The sequence below is a fragment of the Streptomyces sp. NPDC050617 genome (assembly GCF_040654795.1).
Taxonomy (GTDB): domain Bacteria; phylum Actinomycetota; class Actinomycetes; order Streptomycetales; family Streptomycetaceae; genus Streptomyces.
This window is the reverse complement of record NZ_JBFAIS010000003.1, coordinates 372,259-388,963: the sequence shown is the minus strand read 5'-3', so window position 1 is coordinate 388,963 and position 16,705 is coordinate 372,259. Positions and strand designations below refer to the sequence as shown.

Annotated in this window: 15 protein-coding genes and 1 pseudogene; 6 read left to right on the top strand and 10 right to left on the bottom strand. The window is 71.6% G+C overall.

Annotated elements, in window-relative coordinates:
* On the top strand, positions 1 to 583 hold a 583-nt coding region (locus tag AB0I49_RS06870; RefSeq protein ID WP_363225745.1), incomplete at its 5' end, for a transposase.
* Between the two features lie 144 nt (positions 584 to 727).
* Here AB0I49_RS06870 and AB0I49_RS06865 read toward each other — a convergent pair.
* The 6 genes and pseudogenes from AB0I49_RS06865 to AB0I49_RS06840 all read right to left on the bottom strand — a co-directional run bounded on the left by AB0I49_RS06865 (position 728) and on the right by AB0I49_RS06840 (position 6,952).
* The gene (locus tag AB0I49_RS06865; protein WP_363225744.1) at positions 728 to 2,353 is read right to left on the bottom strand and encodes a hypothetical protein; all 1,626 of its coding nucleotides are present in this window, start codon (positions 2,351 to 2,353) and stop codon (positions 728 to 730) included.
* Positions 2,354 to 3,063: 710 nt separating this feature from the next.
* Positions 3,064 to 3,396, bottom strand: a complete 333-nt coding sequence (locus AB0I49_RS06860; protein ID WP_256105515.1) for a helix-turn-helix transcriptional regulator — start codon at positions 3,394 to 3,396, stop codon at positions 3,064 to 3,066.
* Positions 3,393 to 4,517, bottom strand: coding sequence for a tyrosine-type recombinase/integrase (locus AB0I49_RS06855; RefSeq protein WP_363225743.1), 1,125 nt, complete (start codon positions 4,515 to 4,517; stop codon positions 3,393 to 3,395). Before AB0I49_RS06855 ends, AB0I49_RS06860 begins: the two co-directional genes overlap by 4 nt.
* 169 nt (positions 4,518 to 4,686) lie before the next feature.
* Positions 4,687 to 5,037: pseudogene (locus AB0I49_RS06850) on the bottom strand (DUF2637 domain-containing protein); the annotation flags it as partial.
* A 100-nt stretch (positions 5,038 to 5,137) separates the two neighbouring features.
* Positions 5,138 to 5,851, bottom strand: a complete 714-nt coding sequence (locus tag AB0I49_RS06845; RefSeq protein ID WP_363225742.1) for a DUF3558 domain-containing protein — start codon at positions 5,849 to 5,851, stop codon at positions 5,138 to 5,140.
* A 219-nt stretch (positions 5,852 to 6,070) separates the two neighbouring features.
* Positions 6,071 to 6,952 (bottom strand): hypothetical protein, encoded by an 882-nt coding sequence (locus AB0I49_RS06840; protein ID WP_363225741.1) that lies wholly within the window; start codon positions 6,950 to 6,952, stop codon positions 6,071 to 6,073.
* A 163-nt stretch (positions 6,953 to 7,115) separates the two neighbouring features.
* Here AB0I49_RS06840 and AB0I49_RS06835 point away from each other — a divergent pair, with 163 nt between their 5' ends.
* Both AB0I49_RS06835 and AB0I49_RS06830 read left to right on the top strand, forming a co-directional pair.
* Positions 7,116 to 8,309: an RtcB family protein gene (locus tag AB0I49_RS06835; RefSeq protein WP_363225740.1), complete on the top strand. Its 1,194-nt coding sequence runs from the start codon at positions 7,116 to 7,118 to the stop codon at positions 8,307 to 8,309.
* A 160-nt stretch (positions 8,310 to 8,469) separates the two neighbouring features.
* Positions 8,470 to 9,525 carry a transcriptional regulator gene (locus AB0I49_RS06830; protein WP_363225739.1) on the top strand — a complete coding sequence of 352 codons (1,056 nt, stop codon included), beginning with the start codon at positions 8,470 to 8,472 and terminating at the stop codon, positions 9,523 to 9,525.
* Between the two features lie 24 nt (positions 9,526 to 9,549).
* Here AB0I49_RS06830 and AB0I49_RS06825 read toward each other — a convergent pair whose 3' ends face one another.
* The 3 genes from AB0I49_RS06825 to AB0I49_RS06815 form a co-directional block, all read right to left on the bottom strand.
* Positions 9,550 to 9,933, bottom strand: coding sequence for a VOC family protein (locus tag AB0I49_RS06825; protein WP_363225738.1), 384 nt, complete (start codon positions 9,931 to 9,933; stop codon positions 9,550 to 9,552).
* 30 nt (positions 9,934 to 9,963) lie between these two features.
* Positions 9,964 to 10,749 (bottom strand): SDR family oxidoreductase, encoded by a 786-nt coding sequence (locus tag AB0I49_RS06820; protein ID WP_363225737.1) that lies wholly within the window; start codon positions 10,747 to 10,749, stop codon positions 9,964 to 9,966.
* A 148-nt stretch (positions 10,750 to 10,897) separates the two neighbouring features.
* Entirely contained in the window at positions 10,898 to 11,233 is a 336-nt protein-coding gene (locus AB0I49_RS06815; RefSeq protein WP_363225736.1) for a YnfA family protein, read from the bottom strand.
* A 163-nt stretch (positions 11,234 to 11,396) separates the two neighbouring features.
* Here AB0I49_RS06815 and AB0I49_RS06810 point away from each other — a divergent pair, with 163 nt between their 5' ends.
* Together AB0I49_RS06810 and AB0I49_RS06805 are read left to right on the top strand one after the other, a co-directional pair.
* Positions 11,397 to 13,976, top strand: coding sequence for a hypothetical protein (locus AB0I49_RS06810; protein ID WP_363225735.1), 2,580 nt, complete (start codon positions 11,397 to 11,399; stop codon positions 13,974 to 13,976).
* 67 nt (positions 13,977 to 14,043) lie between these two features.
* Positions 14,044 to 14,472 (top strand): hypothetical protein, encoded by a 429-nt coding sequence (locus tag AB0I49_RS06805; protein WP_363225734.1) that lies wholly within the window; start codon positions 14,044 to 14,046, stop codon positions 14,470 to 14,472.
* 235 nt (positions 14,473 to 14,707) lie between these two features.
* Here AB0I49_RS06805 and AB0I49_RS06800 read toward each other — a convergent pair whose 3' ends face one another.
* Positions 14,708 to 15,259: a hypothetical protein gene (locus tag AB0I49_RS06800; RefSeq protein WP_078644343.1), complete on the bottom strand. Its 552-nt coding sequence runs from the start codon at positions 15,257 to 15,259 to the stop codon at positions 14,708 to 14,710.
* Positions 15,260 to 15,377: 118 nt separating this feature from the next.
* Between AB0I49_RS06800 and hemL the strand changes: the two genes are divergently transcribed.
* Positions 15,378 to 16,694: a glutamate-1-semialdehyde 2,1-aminomutase gene (gene hemL / locus AB0I49_RS06795; RefSeq protein WP_363225733.1), complete on the top strand. Its 1,317-nt coding sequence runs from the start codon at positions 15,378 to 15,380 to the stop codon at positions 16,692 to 16,694.
* Positions 16,695 to 16,705 lie beyond the last annotated feature (11 nt).

Sequence of the window (16,705 nt, the reverse complement as noted above, 5' to 3'; positions counted from 1 at the left end):
CGTGCTGAAGGTTCCGGCACCGGCCTGGACGCCGGCCGTCGAGACGCTCGGCGAGGTCCGCGACGGCGCCTGGGTCGCTGAACTCACCGGCGACGCCCTGACCGGCTGGCCCAAGGGCATGCGGCTAATCGTCAGAAAAGAACGACCGCACCCCGGAGCCCAGTTGCGGCTCACCGATGCGGACGGCATGCGGCTGACGTGCTTCGCCACCAACACCACCAGCCTCCCGATCGCCGAGCTCGAGCTCCGTCACCGGCTGCGGGCCCGGGCCGAGGACCGCACCCGAAACGCCCGGGCCACCGGCCTGCGCAACCTTCCCCTGCACCGCACCGCTCAGAACCGGATCTGGCTGGAGATCGTGCAGATCGCCCTCGACCTGCTGGCCTGGATGCCGATGCTCGCCCTGACCGGCAAGGCCCGCCTCTGGGAACCCCGCCGACTACGACTCCGTCTGTTCACCGCGGCCGGACAGCTCGTCACCACCGGCCGCCGGAGGATCCTCCGCCTCACCCGGCACTGGCCCTGGACCGGTCACATCACCGCCGCACTCGACCAACTCGCACTCCTGCCGAACCCCGGCTGACCAGCAACTTTCCCGTCCCTACGGCAACAGCCCGACACCGGAGCAGTGGAACCCGGCGCCCACCCGAGACGACACTCGGGCCCTCAACCTGCACAACCTCAGCCCACCGCACGAAAACGGTCCACCGACTCCATCGGCGGACCGTCACGAAACTTCGAGGTTAGTGTCTTCGGTGCGCGCGGCGACGTAGGTGACCCAGTCCTTGCGGATGTAGTTGACCCAGCGGGTGGTGGTGCTGATGTGCATGCCGAGGTAGTCGGCGACGATCACGGCGGGGAAGTCGGAGGCGAGGGCGACGAGGGCTGAATTGCGGGTGGGGCGTGCGGTGATGCCCAGGCTCTTGAGGCCGGAGCGGATGGTTTGCGGGCTGACTGGGCGCCCGGGGGAGACACCGGGGAACAGATAGGCGGGCTGCGTCTCGCCGTCGGGGGAGTGGAAGGCCGAGCGGCGGCGGGGTGGGGGAGCGGTGGCCAGGCGGGTCAGGAGCCCAGCAAGCGGGGGCGGCAGGGGCAGCGGGCTGGAGCCGATCTTCAGGACGGTGTCGCCCTTCGCTGTCCGCTCCAGTTGGTTGCACGTCAGATGCCGCAGGCGTTGCAGGGGTAGGCCGTACAGCAGGCTGAGGGCCGCGATGCAGCGGGTGTCGAGGGGCAGGGTGGTGTCGGTGAGACAGCGCTGCAGGAGGGGCCACTGGTTGTCTTCGTCGAGGAAGGCGGTGGGCTGGTCCGCGGGGCGGGGCGGCACCGTGAGGGATCCGGTGAGGCGGCGTGCCGCGGTCCAGGTCAGGAAGTAGCTGATGTCGCGGCGGGCGGTGGTGCCCTCGGAGAGCCAGATGTCGAGGACATGCTGGTTCAAGGCATCGAGGGGGAGGTGCTGGTCGTCTAGCCACTTCAGCAGGTGCAGGGCCTGACCGAGGCGGGCGCGCAGTCCGTATTCGTCGCTGGCTTTGTAGGGGCGGTTGGTGGTGCGACGGCGGGCGCGCTTGAGGAGGAACCAGTGCAGGAAGGGGCGCATGAGGTTGCCGTGGTGGGCGGGGCGGGTGGCGAGCTGGGTCTCCAGCCAGGCGGGAATCCGCTCGACGTCATCCGCTTGGGGCGGCAGGACACGGCTGTGGACGAGCAGGTCGCGGAGGTAGTTGATGCTCATCCCGGAGCCGAATGCGTCCAGGCTCTCGTGGGTCAACGGTAGCCCGGATGCGGCGATTTGGGCGAGCAGGCGAAGGGAGGGGCTGCCGGCGCAACGCTCGATGGCATCGGCAGGGTTGTCGACCTGGGAGAACACCTCTAGAAGTGGGAGGAGTTGCGCGGTGATCTGTCCGTCGGGGCCGGTGAGTAGTGTGCGCAGGCGGTCGTCGAGGACGCAGTAGGCGCAGCGGCCGGCGGCGTGGAGGTAACCGGTGCGGCCGCAGGAGGCGCAGGCGTAGTCGACGGGGTATCCGGCGCACGGTCCGCACAGTCCGGCTCCGCTTGCGGCCCGGCCGGTCAGCGGGTGGGTGCCGTGGCAGAGGGCGCACTCGGCCGGGTTGTGCAGGATCTTGAGGTAGCAGGTCTGGCATACGGCGCCCAGGGGCCAGTGTGCGGAGATGGGCCGCTGGCGACGACAGCGGCTGCAGGTGGCGGCGGGACGCTCCGTGCAGGGTCCGCACACCGGTTTGTCGGTGCGGGCGTGGTAGCAGGGGCGGGTGCGTCCGCAGCGATGGCATACGGCTTCGGGGGTGCGGTAACAGTCCTGGCAGAGGGCGGGCTCGCCGTTCCGGGCACGCTGGACGATCACACGCGGCTCGCCGCAACCGCCGCAGAGGAGGCGAGCGCGGCGAAATCCGCTGAAACACTTCGGGCATACCTTCGCCGGGCGTGCCTCGGTGGGCGGCGAGCTCGCGCAACTGTCGCAGGGTTCTTCAGGCTTGGTGTGACAGCGCGGGCACAGCGAGGTGCCGTCGGGCAGCCGGGTGGATACACGTTGGTTCCGGCCGCACTCCCGGCACGGTTCCCGTTTCTGGGCCAAATAGCAGGCTTGGCACCATTCGCCGCCCGGCTGCTTGGAGTGCAGACGAATGTTCTCGCGCCCACACCGGGCGCACGTGCCCACCGTGTGGCGTGCCTTGGTGATGCAGCCATTGCACAGGCGGCCCTCCGCCCGCACGAGGGGCAGGTCCTCGCGTACCGTTCCGCAACCCGCGCACGCCGGGCGCGTCACTGGGTACCCGGCCGCGTACAGCACCCAGATCACCTTCAGCAACAGCTTCGGCCCACTCGAGCGGCCTGACGTCAGCGCATCGCCGTGAGCACCCAGGTGGGCGGCTAGATCCTCCAGGGTGCGCGTGGTGAACGGTCGGGACCGCTCCAGCAGGTTCACCGCGGCAGGTTGGGTCAACCCTGTGACAGCAGCGGCGAGATGGGCCGCGACCGATGATTCTGCATCCTCGCGCCTCTGCGCTGATGCCGCCCGTTTCGCTGCGTTCCGTGCGGTCCGGTCGATCACCGTCACATCCCCTCCGGACGCCGGATCGACGTACGCCGCACCATTGGGATGGGCGCTGATGGCTCCCCACCACCGTCCGCGGTCTTGCGGACCTGCTGGTTGACGACCTGCACTTCCACCAGGTCGTTCGGGGTGCAGCCGAGGATGTCGCACAACGCGGCCAGGGTGTCCATGGACATCCGCTGCGGTGGCTGGGTGACCAGCCGGAACACCTGCTCGCGTGAGAGGACGATCCCGCGCTCCGCGAGCAACGGAACCAGATCCGACGTCTGGTACATCTCCTGCTCGGCCATCAGGCGGCGCAGATGCCACTGATAGCCCATCTTCTTGATCACTTCGAGTCCTCCCACAGGCCGGGGTACCTCTGGGACAACTGCTTGCGCACCAGACGGTTGCGGAAGTCGTCCCCGACCCCCGAATAAAGAGCCGTGGTACTGGCGTAGGCGTGGCCGGCCTGGTCCTGCACGAACTTCTCCGGATACCCGAACTCGATCGCGTGCGTGATGTACGAGTGCCGCAGGCAGTGCAGGTCCAGCTCCTTCTCTAGACCCGCCGCGTCCCGAGCAGCGGTGAACGCCTCGTTCACCGACCGCTTCGAGATTCGCCCCCGCCGCTCGGTCATCCAGATGGCAGGATGCGCCCCCGGGCTGAATCGGGGCCGTACCTCGACCAGGTAGTGCTCCAGCACCCCCACGATCCAGTCCATCTCCGAGATCGTGAACACCGTGCGCCGCTTGGGCGGGCTCCCCTTCGATGACTTGCCCCACCGTACGAACACTGCCCCGTGCTTCCCGTAATGGGCGATCTTCGGGTTGCGCCGCAGGTCCGCGAGGTCGAGTCCCAGGCCCTCACGACGCCGCAGCCCGTAGGCGTAGTAGGTCTTGATCATCGCGGAGTCCCGCAGCGCACACAGCACTCCCTTGCGCTTCAGTGCCCGGATCTCCTCCACCCGCCCGTCGAGCGCGTCGAACAGCTTCTGTACCTCGTCGTACGACAGCGGTCGGCGTCGCGGGTCACCTTCGTATTCGGCGGTGTGCGTGGCGGTGTTCAGCTCGTGCCAGATCTGCACCGGGACCTGCCCGAACTGCTCGTGGCACAGCGCGAGCCACCCGTAGCGAGGATCGGTGACGTACTCGAGGAACATCTTCAGCTGGTTCTCGTACCCGCGCCCGGTTGAGCTCGCCAGCCCCTTCTCCCGGGTCTGCAGCTGGCTGATGAAGGCTTCGCCCTCGGCAGGCTCCCACTGCCAGGGGTACTGGTTTGTGTACCGCCAGAACCGGCGCACCATCTGTAGCCGAGGCTTGATCGTCGAATCCCACTTCAGGAACCGTGACCGCTGCTGCCGGGCCCAGCCCTCCAGCATCGCGTCGAAGATCGCCGACTCCGGGTTGAGTCGCATTTCCACGCCGGCCAGCACGACGTGCGCGGAACCCGTCAGATCCACCGCCTGATTCATGTTGCTTCTAACGCAACATCGTTGAATCGGTTACGCGATATCATGAAAGCCCAGTTCAGACCGCTACCGCGAGCCTCCCACGCTCGTTGTCCCTGCCGAGCTGACCTGCGCTTACGCTCATCTCTCGCATCGTGCGGAATGCCGAACCGGATGCAACTCCGCCCATTCCGGAGACGACGAAGAGCACCGGGATGACCGCGTGCATGCCGACGCCGAGCGGGTCGGGCCAGGCCGCCGCGCCGTTGAAGGCGATGGTGGCGGCGGTGAGCAGCCAGGCGGTCTGGCGCAGCAGGGGGAAGGGTATCCGCGTCCAGGTCAGGAGCAGGTCCAGGGCGAGGAGGACGACGATGCCGGCGTCGATGCCGATGGGCAGGACGTTGGCGAACCCGCCGAAACCCTTCTTGAGGGCGAGGTCGCGCACGGCGGAGTACGAACCGGCGAAGCCGATTCCGGCGATCACCACCGCCCCCGCCACGACGAGACCGATCAATATGCGGTGCGTACGCGTCAGCTTGGTCACTTCCGTCGCGGACACCCGCGATCCCTCCCCGCCCTCGAATACCGGCGCGCCAAGACTGGCACACCCGTTCGGGGCGGGGCGCGGCGGCTGTTGCTATGGGCTACTTGTTGATGGCGGCGACGGAGGCGAGGGCCTCCTTGGCCGCGGTCTCCGCCTGCTTCAGCAGCTCGTCGGCGTCGGGCGACTTGGCGCCCTGGAAGCCCGCGCCGTTGTACTGCACGGTGACGACGGCATTGGCGGTACGGGCGACGACCCGCTGGTCGCGGTAGTTGTCGCCGTCCCGTCTGGCCTCGGCCTTGACCGTGGCGGCCTGGTCGCCGACGCCGTCGGCCGTGCCGGTCTTGACGTTCTTCGCGCCCTCCGCCTTGGCGGCCTTGTCGGCCTCCTGGGTGACGTACGCGGTGGCGCGCTGGTCGCCGGAGCCGAGGGTGGGGTGGGAGGGGAAGAGGTTGAGGTCGACGGTGAGGTAGCGGTACTGCATGTTCTTGATGTCGTCGTCGTCCGTGCCGTTCCACATGCAGGAGGTGGAGCTCTCGTTCCTGGAGGGCTTCAGGACCTTGCCGTTCTTCTCCTTCACGTTGGGCACCAGCTTCTCGACCGTCTTCGTGGAGATCTCCTTGCAGGCTTCGGGGAGCTTGGAGAACGCGGCGGCCTTGACGGTGGGCGAGGCGGTGGCCGAGGAGGCGGCGGAGGACGGGCTCGACGAGTCCTTCTTCTTCGAGCCGGAGTCGTCGGAGCAGCCGGTGGCGACGAGCATCACCGGTACTGCTCCGCAGGCGAGGATTCGGGCGAGTCGCGGGGCTGTTCTGTGCATGGGTCCTTCGCTCATTCGGTGTCGACGGGCGGGCCGGCGGCAGCCGGGCGGATCCGGCCGGAGATATGACACAGGCTCTACCGGCACGGTACGCGGCCGGGGCGCGGGGGCGGTCCAAGTGTGGCGATACTCGCCGTAACTCGACGCGACTCGCCGGGCCGGACGCCGGGCCGGACGCGGGGCCGGCCGCCGGTCCGGCCGCTGGGCCCGGTCGCCGGGTCAGTCGCTGAAGTGCCCGGCGAGTTCATGGGCCAGGCCGCGGGCCTTGCTCTGGAGGTCTTCGCTGCCGGGGGTCTCGTGCTTGTCGGCGGCCCACTGGTCGTATCCGACGGTGACGAGGACGTTCGAGGAGCGGAAGACGATGGTGATGTCGCGGTGCACGCCGGAGTCGGCGGTGGCGAGCCGGTCGTTGAGGAAGGCGTCGTCGCCGAGGTCGTCGAGGAGCCGGGGGGCGAGGTCGGCGGCGTTCTTGGTGGGGGAGGCGGGGGCGGAGGGGACGCCGGGGGTGGTGGTGGGGGTGGGGCTCGTATCGGCGTCGTCTTCCGCGAGGAGCTGGGCGGACGCGCCGCGGTTCTGTGGCGTGGAGGAACCGGCGGAGCCGTTGACGGCGGAGTGGCTGGGAGGGTTCCCCGAGGAGGAGTCGGTCGGGATGTCGGCGGCGCTGGCCCGCGCCTCGTAGAGCTGCCGGGCCCGGTCGTCGTCGCTGACCGCCGGGTCGTAGGAGACCACGCGCTCGTAGTCGACGGCGATGTGGCGGGTGCCGTCGGGCGTCTCCAGGCTCCAGCGGCAGCCGACGCGGCGGTCGGTGTCGTAGGTGAGGGCGGGCTGGCCGGCGTATGTCTTCTCGGCGTCCTGCTCGCTCTGGTCGTCGACGCCGGGCAGCATGGTGCGCAGCGTCTTGCGGTCGATATTTCCGCAGGGCTCGGGGAGCGACTGGTACTTGCCGGGCTGGGCGGCGGTCGCGGACGGGCTGGCGTCCCCGGACTTGGCGTCGTCGCCCGAGCCGGCGGTCCCGGACCCCGAGCTGCAGCCGCTCGCCAGCCCGACGGTGAGCATGGCCGCGGCCAGTGCGGCGACTGGTGCGTACGCCTTTCGCTGCACTGTTCAGAGCCCCTTTCGCCGGAAAACTGGTTGCCGCCCGGAGGTGGCGGCTGGACACAATGTCTACCGCACGTACTGCCGCGCCTGCCGGTTCTCCGCCGTCAATCCGACGTTAGGTCCGGCTTTTGCGCTTCAGGTTTTTTGTGGGGGAATGAGGTAGGTCATGTCGTACACCGAGGTGCCCGGGGCGCAGGTCCCGATCCGCATGTGGGCCGATCCGGCGACGGTCGAGGGCGGCGCGATGCAGCAGCTGCGCAATGTCTCGACGCTGCCGTGGATCAAGGGGCTGGCCGTGATGCCGGATGTGCACTACGGCAAGGGCGCGACGGTCGGCTCGGTGATCGCCATGCGCGGGGCGGTCTGCCCGGCGGCGGTCGGGGTGGACATCGGCTGCGGCATGTCGGCCGTGAAGACCTCGCTCACCGCCAATGACCTGCCGGGCGATCTGTCGCGGCTGCGCTCCAAGATCGAGCAGGCGATTCCGGTGGGGCGGGCGATGCACGACGAGCCGGTGGATCCGGGGCGGATGCACGGCTTCCCGACGGCCGGGTGGGACGACTTCTGGGCGCGGTTCGACGGGGTGGCGGAGGCGGTCAAGTTCCGGCAGGGGCGGGCGGTGAAGCAGATGGGTTCGCTCGGCGCGGGCAACCACTTCATCGAACTCACGTACGACGAGACGGGCGCCGTCTGGCTGATGCTGCACTCCGGCTCCCGGAACATCGGCAAGGAACTGGCCGAACACCACATCGGCAGGGCGCGGGACCTCCCGCACAACCAGGGCCTCGTCGACCGCGACCTCGCGGTCTTCATCGCCGACACCCCGCAGATGGCGGCCTACCGGCACGACCTCTTCTGGGCGCAGGAGTACGCGAAGCACAACCGCGCCATCATGATGGCCCTCTTCCAGGACGTGGTCCGCCGGGAGTTCAAGAAGGCGCGCGTCACCTTCGACCCCGTCATCTCCTGCCACCACAACTACGTCTCCGAGGAGCGCTACGACGGCATGGACCTGCTCGTCACCCGCAAGGGCGCGATCCGCGCGGGCAGCGGCGAGTACGGCATCATCCCCGGCTCCATGGGCACCGGCTCGTACATCGTCAAGGGCCTCGGCAACGCCGCCTCCTTCAACTCCGCCTCCCACGGCGCGGGCCGCCGCATGAGCCGCAACGCCGCGAAGAAGCGGTTCTCCACCAGCGATCTGGAGGACCAGACGCGCGGCGTGGAGTGCCGCAAGGACTCCGGCGTCGTCGACGAGATCCCCGCCGCCTACAAGCCCATCGAGCAGGTCATCGACCAGCAGCGCGACCTGGTCGAGGTCGTCGCCAAGCTCAAGCAGGTCATCTGCGTGAAGGGCTGACAGCACGCGCCGCACGCGCCTGAGGGCCCCGGACGGGCACGCTGTCCGGGGCCCTCGGGCTCATGACGCGTACCGGGCCACTGTGTGGGCGGTCGGGCCGCCCCATGCCGAGGCCGGTCTCCATGTTCCGCGGGACTACTCCGGTGCTGCCGCGGATAGCGTGGAAGGGCTGGTCGATCTGGGGAGGCAGGACATGGATCCGTCCCGGCGGAGCGTCCTGGGGGCGGGGCTGTTCTCCGTGGCGCTCACGATCCCCGGCTGGCCCGACGTCATCGGCCGGGCCGAGGCGGTGGAGGCCGGGCGTGCGGCGCGGGTCGGGATGGGCGATGTGGACATGGTCGTCGCCATGACCGAGCGGGTTTCGGAGCTCGACGACCAGTTCGGCGGCCGGCACGCGCGCCCCATGGCGGCTGCGTTTATGGTCAACACGGTTGCGGCGTACCTGCGCGCCGACGCGTCGGCCGAGGTGCGCCGCGCGATGCTGTCCGCCGCTTCCGACCTGCTCTATCTGACCGGCTACATGGCCGTGGACGAAGGGCTGCACGGGCTCGCGCAGCGCTATTACGTGAAGGCCCTGGAGCTGGCGGGGGCGGCTGAGGACCATCTGACGTACTGCACCGTTCTGCGCGGCATGAGCGTGCAGGCCGTCGATCTGGGGCACGGCGGCAGGGCTCTGGAGCTCGCGGACGCGGCGGCCGCCGCCGCTCCCGCGGCCGGGCCCCGGATGCGGGCCTTTCTCGCCGGGCAGCAGGGGCACGCGGCCGCGAAGACCGGGGACCGTACGGCGGCCCTCCGGTATCTCCGCGAGGCGGAGGCCGCCATGGACCGTGCGGAGGCGCGGGGCAGGGCGTTCGGTTCGTACGATCCGGCGTCGCTGAACTACCACGTCGGCCAGGTGCGTTACGAACTGGGCGACGTACCCGGCGCCGTCGAGGCCATGCGGCAGTCGGACAAGGTGCGGTACAGCGTCTACCGCCGCGCCCGGGTGCGGCACCGGGCCCTCATGGCGGAGCGGCAACTGGAGCTGGGCCACCTCGAAGCGGCGTGCGCCACCTGGCACCAGGCCCTCGACGACTACCCCATGGTCCAGTCGGGCCGCGCCGATGAGCGCGTGAGGACGATGTTCGGCCTGCTGCGCCCGCATGTGCGGAACGCCGTCGTTCGCGATCTCCACGACCGGGCGCGGGCCCTCGTACGGCCGGCCCCGGGCAGGTGAGCGGCGGGGCCGGCCGGTGCTGGGCTACGCGGCGTCCTCCGGGTACCAGCGGAGTTCGATTCTGTTGTCGTCCGGGTCGAGGATGTAGACGGAGTGGGCGTCGCCGCGGGCGCCGAAGCGTTGGACGGGGCCTTCGACGACGGTGAAGATGCCGGAGGCCAGGACCTCCTGCCAGTCGAGGGGGTCGACCACGAGGCAGAAGTGGTCGACGTTGGACTCGCCGCGGGGGGCCTGGACCAGGTCGAGGATGGCGGTCGGGCTGACGCGGACCGAGGGGAACGGCGCCTTGCCCGCGCGCCATTCGTCGGCGCGGACCGGTTCCAGGCCGAGCGGGCCGCAGTAGAAGGACAGGGAGCGTTCGGGGTCGGCGACGTTGAGGACCAGGTGGTCGATGGCCGTTACGCGCATGGGCTTCCTTCCGTGGTGACGGTTCGCGGGTCAGTTCTCGCGGTGCACCTTGTAGTTGGACGCCTGGGCGCGGGGGCGCAGGACCAGCAGGTCGACGTTGACGTGGGCGGGGCGGGTGACCGTCCAGGCGATGGTGTCGGCGACGTCGTCGGCGGTCAGCGGCTCGGCCACGCCCGCGTAGACCTTGGCGGCCTTCTCCTCGTCGCCGTGGAAGCGGGTGAGGGCGAACTCGTCGGTCTTGACCATGCCCGGCGCGATCTCTATGACGCGTACGGGCTGCCCGCACAGCTCCAGGCGCAGCGTCTCCGCGATGGCGTGCGCGCCGTGCTTGGCGGCGACGTAGCCCCCGCCGCCCTCGTACGTGCCGAGGCCCGCGGTCGAGGAGAGGATCAGGACCGTGCCGTCTCCGGAGGCGACCAGGGCGGGCAGCAGGGCCTGGGTGGTGTTGAGCACGCCGAGGACGTTGACCTCGTACATGGCGCGCCAGTCGGCGGGGTCCGCGGAGGCGACGGGGTCGAGGCCGAGCGCGCCGCCCGCGTTGTTGACCAGGACGTCGCAGCGGTCGAGCACGGCCGCGAAGGCGTCCACGGCGGCGCGGTCGGTGACGTCGAGCGCGTGCGCGTCGGCCCGGTGGCCCGCCGCGGTCAGCTCGGCGGCCAGCGCCTCGACGCGGTCCTTGCGGCGGGCGGTGACGACGACGCGGTAGCCCTCGGCGGCGAGCCGGCGGGCGGTGGCGGCGCCGATGCCGCTGCTGGCGCCGGTGATGACCGCGGTACGGGTGGTGGTGGAGGTGGTGGCTGCGTCAGCGGGCGGCATGGGCTCTCCTCGGGCGCTGGGGCTACGGGGTGCGGGCGGATCGGGCGCGGCGCGCGGGGCCGCGGTCGCGAATCCTTACGGTTCTACGCTCTTGTGTTTACCTTCTCGCGTTTACGCCTTCGCGCAGGATATGCCCGGTCGCCCCTGCTCAGCGGCCCCTCGGCGCATACATGATCACGGCGACCCCGGCGAGGCAGATCAGCGCGCCGAGCACGTCGAAGCGGTCCGGGCGGTAGCCGTCCGCGGCCATGCCCCAGGCCAGCGAACCGGCGACGAACACCCCGCCGTACGCGGCGAGGATCCGGCCGAAGTCCGCGTCCGGCTGGAGGGTGGCGACGAAGCCGTACGCGCCGAGGGCCACGATCCCGCCGCCGATCCACGCCCAGCCGCGCTGCTCGCGCACGCCCTGCCAGACGAGCCACGCGCCCCCGATCTCCAGGAGGGCCGCGAGGAGGAAGAGGGCGATGGAGCGCGCGGTGAGCATGGGGCAACCGTACGGTGGCCGAATCGTGGTCGGGAATGTCACCTTCCGTCGGGAACAGCTCCATTGAGAACAAGTGAGAACGATAGGGAAAATTGCCGCCTGATCATATGAATTGGCTGCTATAAATCCATCCTTGGGTTTGCGCACGGGGGAGGGGCAGCCCATGGCCGGTTCGGACAGGGACAGGGTCCGTATTCAGGGCGATGTCCCTGGACAGGTCGTCGTCGGCGACCGCAACGTAGTGATCAATGCCGAGGTGGGTTCGTCCGTCACCTACCGGGCCGAGGGGCCGCCCCCCGTCCGGCGGCGCGCCCACCCACTGGGCTGGGCCCTGCCCGCCCGCGCCCCCGCCCTGCTGGCGCGTACGGGCGAACTCGCCGCCCTGGGGCGCTGGCTGGCCGCCGGTCAGCCGGTGCAGGTGTACGGGCCGCCGGGCCTCGGCAAGACCGCGCTGCTGCGCGCCTTCGCCGCCGACCGCATCGCGCGCGGCGGCCCCGTCGTCTACCTCCCGGCCGCCGGACTGCCCGCCGAGGACGTCGTCCAGGAGATCTTCCACGCCTGCTTCGAGGTGACGGACTACAAGCCCGAACTGGCCGTGATGCGGCGGCTGATGGGCTCGCTGCGCGGGCCGCTGCTCGTCATCGACGACTTCGGCGGATCGGCCGAGGAACTGGCCGACCTCGTGTACGCCACCCCCGGCTGCGAGCTGCTGCTCTCCTCCGTCGAGCGCGGGCTCGGCGGAGGCGGCCTGCCGGGCGGCGTCGCCGCGGCCGAGGGGGCCGGCGGCCGGCCGATGCGCCTCGAAGGGCTGCCCGAACACGCCGCGCTCGACCTGCTCGTACGGGAACTGGGCCGCCCGCTGCGCGGCCGCGAGGCCACCGCGGCGCGCCGCCTCGTCGCCGCCGTGGACGGCCACCCGCTCACCCTGGTCCAGGCCGCCGCCGCGATGAGCGCCGCCGCGGCCGGCCGCGCCGTCACGGGCGTCGTCGGCTACGGCGCGTACGGCCCGTACGAGGCGTTCGAGGCGCTCGCGACGGACGAGTCGGTGTTCGCGGTGGGCATCGCCGGCCGGCTGAGCGAGCGCGCGGCGCGGCTGCTGCGGCTGCTGTGCGCCTTCGACCCGCTGCCGGTGTCCCTGGGGTTGCTGACCGTGTTCACCGGGGGCGCGGATCGCGCCGCCCTGGCCGAACTGGGCGCCCTGCGGCTCGCCGAGGCCGACGGCGCCGGCTACCGCGCCGCGGGCCGCTTCGCCGCGCTCGTCGCCGAACGGGTGGGCCCGCCCCGGCAGGCCGCCGACTACGCCACGCCGCTGGTCGCCTGGGTGCGTACCAGGGCCACCCGGCAGCAGACGGCCGCCGAGGCCGTCACCATCGGGCGCGTCCTGGAGTCCGCGAGCTGGGCGGGCCACCACACGGCGGTACGGGATCTCGCACGGGCCGCGGCCCCCGCGCTGGCCAGGTCGCTGCACTGGGGCGCGTGGCGCCAGGCCCTCGAACTCGGCGAGCGCGCGGCCCTCGAAATCGGCGCGGCCCACGACGCCGCGTACTTCGCCCACGAGCGGGACGTACGCCGCCGCGCGCTGGCCGCGGGGTTCGGGGCGCTGGCCGGTGGCGGCGGCGGGGGGTTCGCGCTGGTGGCGCACCACGGCGCGCCCGCCGCCGGCCCCGCGCCCGCCGCCGGAGCCGCCCCCGGCCCGCAGCCCGTCCCTTCGTCGCCCGGACCTTCGTCGCCCGGCGGTTCTCCGTCGCAGCTGAAAGGGGACGCGCCGGGAGGCGGGCCCGGCCGTCAGCCCAAGGGCAAGGGCCGGTCGGGGCTGCGCGGCGCGGTGACGCATCCGGCGGCGGTCGGGGCCGCCGTCGCCGCAGTCGTGGCGGGCGGCATCCTCGCGGCGGCGGTCACCGCCGACGGCGACCGGCCGACCGTACCGGCCCCCCTGGCCTCCAGCGCCACGGCCGCCGGACTGTCACCGCCGGCGCTGGCCGGAGGCGGGACCAGCGGCGGCAGCGGGAGCGGCGGGGCTACGGGCGGGGCCACGGCAGGCCCCTCGGACGGGCCGTCGAGCGCGGCGGGCTCCTCGCCCGGTTCGTCGCCGTCCGGCCGCGATCCGAGCGGAAGTCCGTCCTCCGGTACGTGCACACCGGTCGGGCTGCCCGCCCAGGACTTCGGGCAGGTGGCAGTCGGGCAGTCGGTGACCAGGACGGTCCGCTTCGACCAGTGGCTGCCGTGCGACGACGAGGACTCGCTGAGCGCGGCCGACGAGCAAGGGGTGGACGGGGGCGGCCCGAGCGCCTGGCGGACCGCCCTGAAGGCCTGCCCGCCGCCGGCCGGCTCCCGGCTCTGCCTCTTCGACGTGACCTTCCGGCCGACGCGGCCGGGCGCGTACCGGGCGACCGTCACCATGCTCGACGACTGGGGGCAGGCGGACGTGTCGATGACGGTGACCGGGGTCGCGGTGGGCGACAAGCCGACGGGCCCGACCGGACCCACGAAGCCGACGGGACCGACCGGACCGGCCGGCCCTTCGGGGCCGACCGTGCCGACGGAGACCACGCGGATCTCGGCGACCGTCGAACAGCCCGCTCCCCCGCGGGTGCCGGAGCCGACCAGGACCACCAGGAAACCCGACCCGGAGGAACCCGGCCCGAGGGAACCCGACCCCGGGAAGTCCTCCGAGGTCGAAGGCCCCTCGGCCTCCCCGGTGCCCGAACCGCCCGACGAGCGGTCCGACCCCGACGCGCGGTGAGCCGCCGGCCTCAGCCCCCCACCTCAGCGGCACGACACGAGCGACAAGACACGGAAGGAACCCGCCCATGCCCGAGACGACCGAGAGCCACGGCGACCGCTACGAAGTGCACACCCAGGACGTGTCCGGCCAGGTCGTCGTCGGCCGCGGCAACACCGTCTCCCGCGTCGAGGCCGCCGGCGGCCCGGCGGTCGCGGTCACCGAGGAGGAACTGGCCTCCCTGCGCGCCGAGTTCGCGCGCGTACGGGCCCTCGTGCCGACGGACGAGCCGGAGGCGGAACGGGCCGTCGGCCTCCTGGACGAACTGGAGGAGGCCGTCACCGCGCCCGAGGCGGACCTGTCCACCATGGAGTACGTCCGCCAGTGGTTCGCCCGCCGGCTCCCGGTGCTCGCGGGCGCCGTCGCGAGCCTGGTGATCCACCCGGTCGTGGGGCGACTGGTCGAGGCGGCGGGCGGCCGGCTGGTCGAGGAGTTCAACCAGCGCTTCGGCGAGTGAGGCGGGTGAGGGGAGCGAAAAATGACGGCAGCGAGGAGAGGGGCGGCAGCGACACGGGCGCAGCACGCCCGGCCCGCGCCCGTACGAACCCGCCGAGCGCTCACGCCCGTACGGCCCGGCCGCGCGCCCACGCCCGTACGAGCGTCACACCCCACCCGGTCGAGACCCCGTCAGCTCAAGGCCCGTCAGCTCACGCCCGTCAGCTCACGGCCCGGCAGCGCACGATCCCGTCAGCTCACGGCCACACCAAGCAGTAAGGCTGATGCCCCGCCTCGTGCAGTCGGTGCGAGAAGTCCTGCCATTCGTGGAGGAGCTGGTAGACGCGGAAGGCGTCGCCCGGTCCGCCGCGGTCGGGGACCGTCGACCATATGAAGGCCGCGGCGCCCACCGACTCCTCGCCGATGCCGCGCAGCGGGTCGACGACGGTCGTGGGGAGCTTGACCACCGCGTAGTCGGGGTGCAGGACGACGAGCTCCAGCGGGGGGACCCGGTGCAGGGGTATGCCCTCTATGCCGGTGAGGACCATGGCGGCCATCGTCTCCGGTTTGATCTTGGAGAACATGCCGCCCATACCCAGCTCGTCCCCGCCGAGCTCTTCCGGGCGCATGGAGATCGGTACGCGTGCGGCGGTCGCTCCGTTGGGTGCCCCGAAGTACTTGTAGGTCACCCCCACCCGGCCACCACTCCTGCTTCCCGCGCTCTCCGCCTCGCGCCGGTGGCGTCCGCGCTGGGCACGCTCGGGGCCCAGGTCATCGGTCCCCTCACCCAGTCCGCCACCGCGATGCATAATCTCCACCCGACCACTCGCGAACACCGTCGCGCAACCCGATCATCGTCTCAGAGACCTCCCCCGCGACCGGCGGCTGAAACGCCCTCGCCGCGAGTCCCGGTACGGCTCTGAGACCATGGCTGGTGTGACTTACTCGTACTCTGCCCCAGTCTCGCAGACGCTCTTCGACCGCGCTGCCGCCGTGACGCCCGGCGGCGTGAACTCCCCGGTGCGCGCGTTCCGCGCCGTGGGCGGTACGCCCCGGTTCATGGTGTCCGGCTCCGGTCCGTACCTCACCGACGCCGACGGCCGGGAGTATGTGGACCTGGTGTGCTCGTGGGGCCCGATGATCCTGGGCCACGCGCACCCCGAGGTGACGGCCGCGGTGCAGGAGGCCGTCGCGCGCGGCACGTCGTTCGGCACCCCCGGCGAGGGCGAGGTCGCGCTCGCCGAGGAGATCGTGGCCCGCGTCGCCCCCGTGGAGCAGGTGAGGCTGGTTTCCTCCGGCACCGAGGCGACGATGTCGGCGATCCGGCTGGCGCGCGGCTTCACCGGCCGCTCGAAGGTGATCAAGTTCGCGGGCTGCTACCACGGCCACGTGGACGCGCTGCTGGCCGCGGCCGGGTCCGGGCTCGCGACGTTCGCGCTGCCGGACACGCCCGGCGTCACCGGCGCACAGGCCGGGGACACCATCGTCCTCCCCTATAACGACCTCGACGCCGTACGGGCCGCCTTCGCCGCCCACCCGGGCGAGATCGCGTGCGTGATCACGGAGGCGGCGGCGGGCAACATGGGCGTCGTGGCGCCGCTGCCCGGCTTCAACCAGGGGCTGGCCGACCTGTGCTCCGACAACGGCGCGCTGTACATCTCCGACGAGGTCATGACCGGCTTCCGGGTGAGCCGGGCGGGCTGGTACGGGCTCGACGGCGTGCGGCCCGACCTGATGACCTTCGGCAAGGTCATGGGCGGCGGCTTCCCGGCGGCGGCCTTCGGCGGGCGCGCCGACGTCATGGCGCACCTCGCGCCGACCGGCCCGGTCTACCAGGCGGGCACCCTCTCCGGTAACCCGGTGGCCACCGCCGCGGGCATCGCGCAGCTGCGGCTGCTGGACGACGCCGCGTACGGGCGGGTGGACGCGGTCTCCGCCGAGGTGCGGTCGCTGGTGTCGGGCGCGCTGGACAAGGCGGGCGTGGCGCACCGGGTGTCGGCGGCGGGCAGCATGTTCTCGGTGTTCTTCACCGACCAGGAGGTGCGGGACTACGAGAGCGCCAAGGCGCAGGAGTCGTTCCGCTTCACCGCGTTCTTCCACTCGATGCTCGCGCAGGGCGTCTACCTCCCGCCGTCCTCCTTCGAGTCGTGGTTCCTCTCGACGGCGCACGACGACGCGGCCGTGCAGCGGATCGCCGACGCGCTGCCGGGGGCGGCGCGGGCCGCCGCCGAGGCGACGGAATGATGTCCGGCATG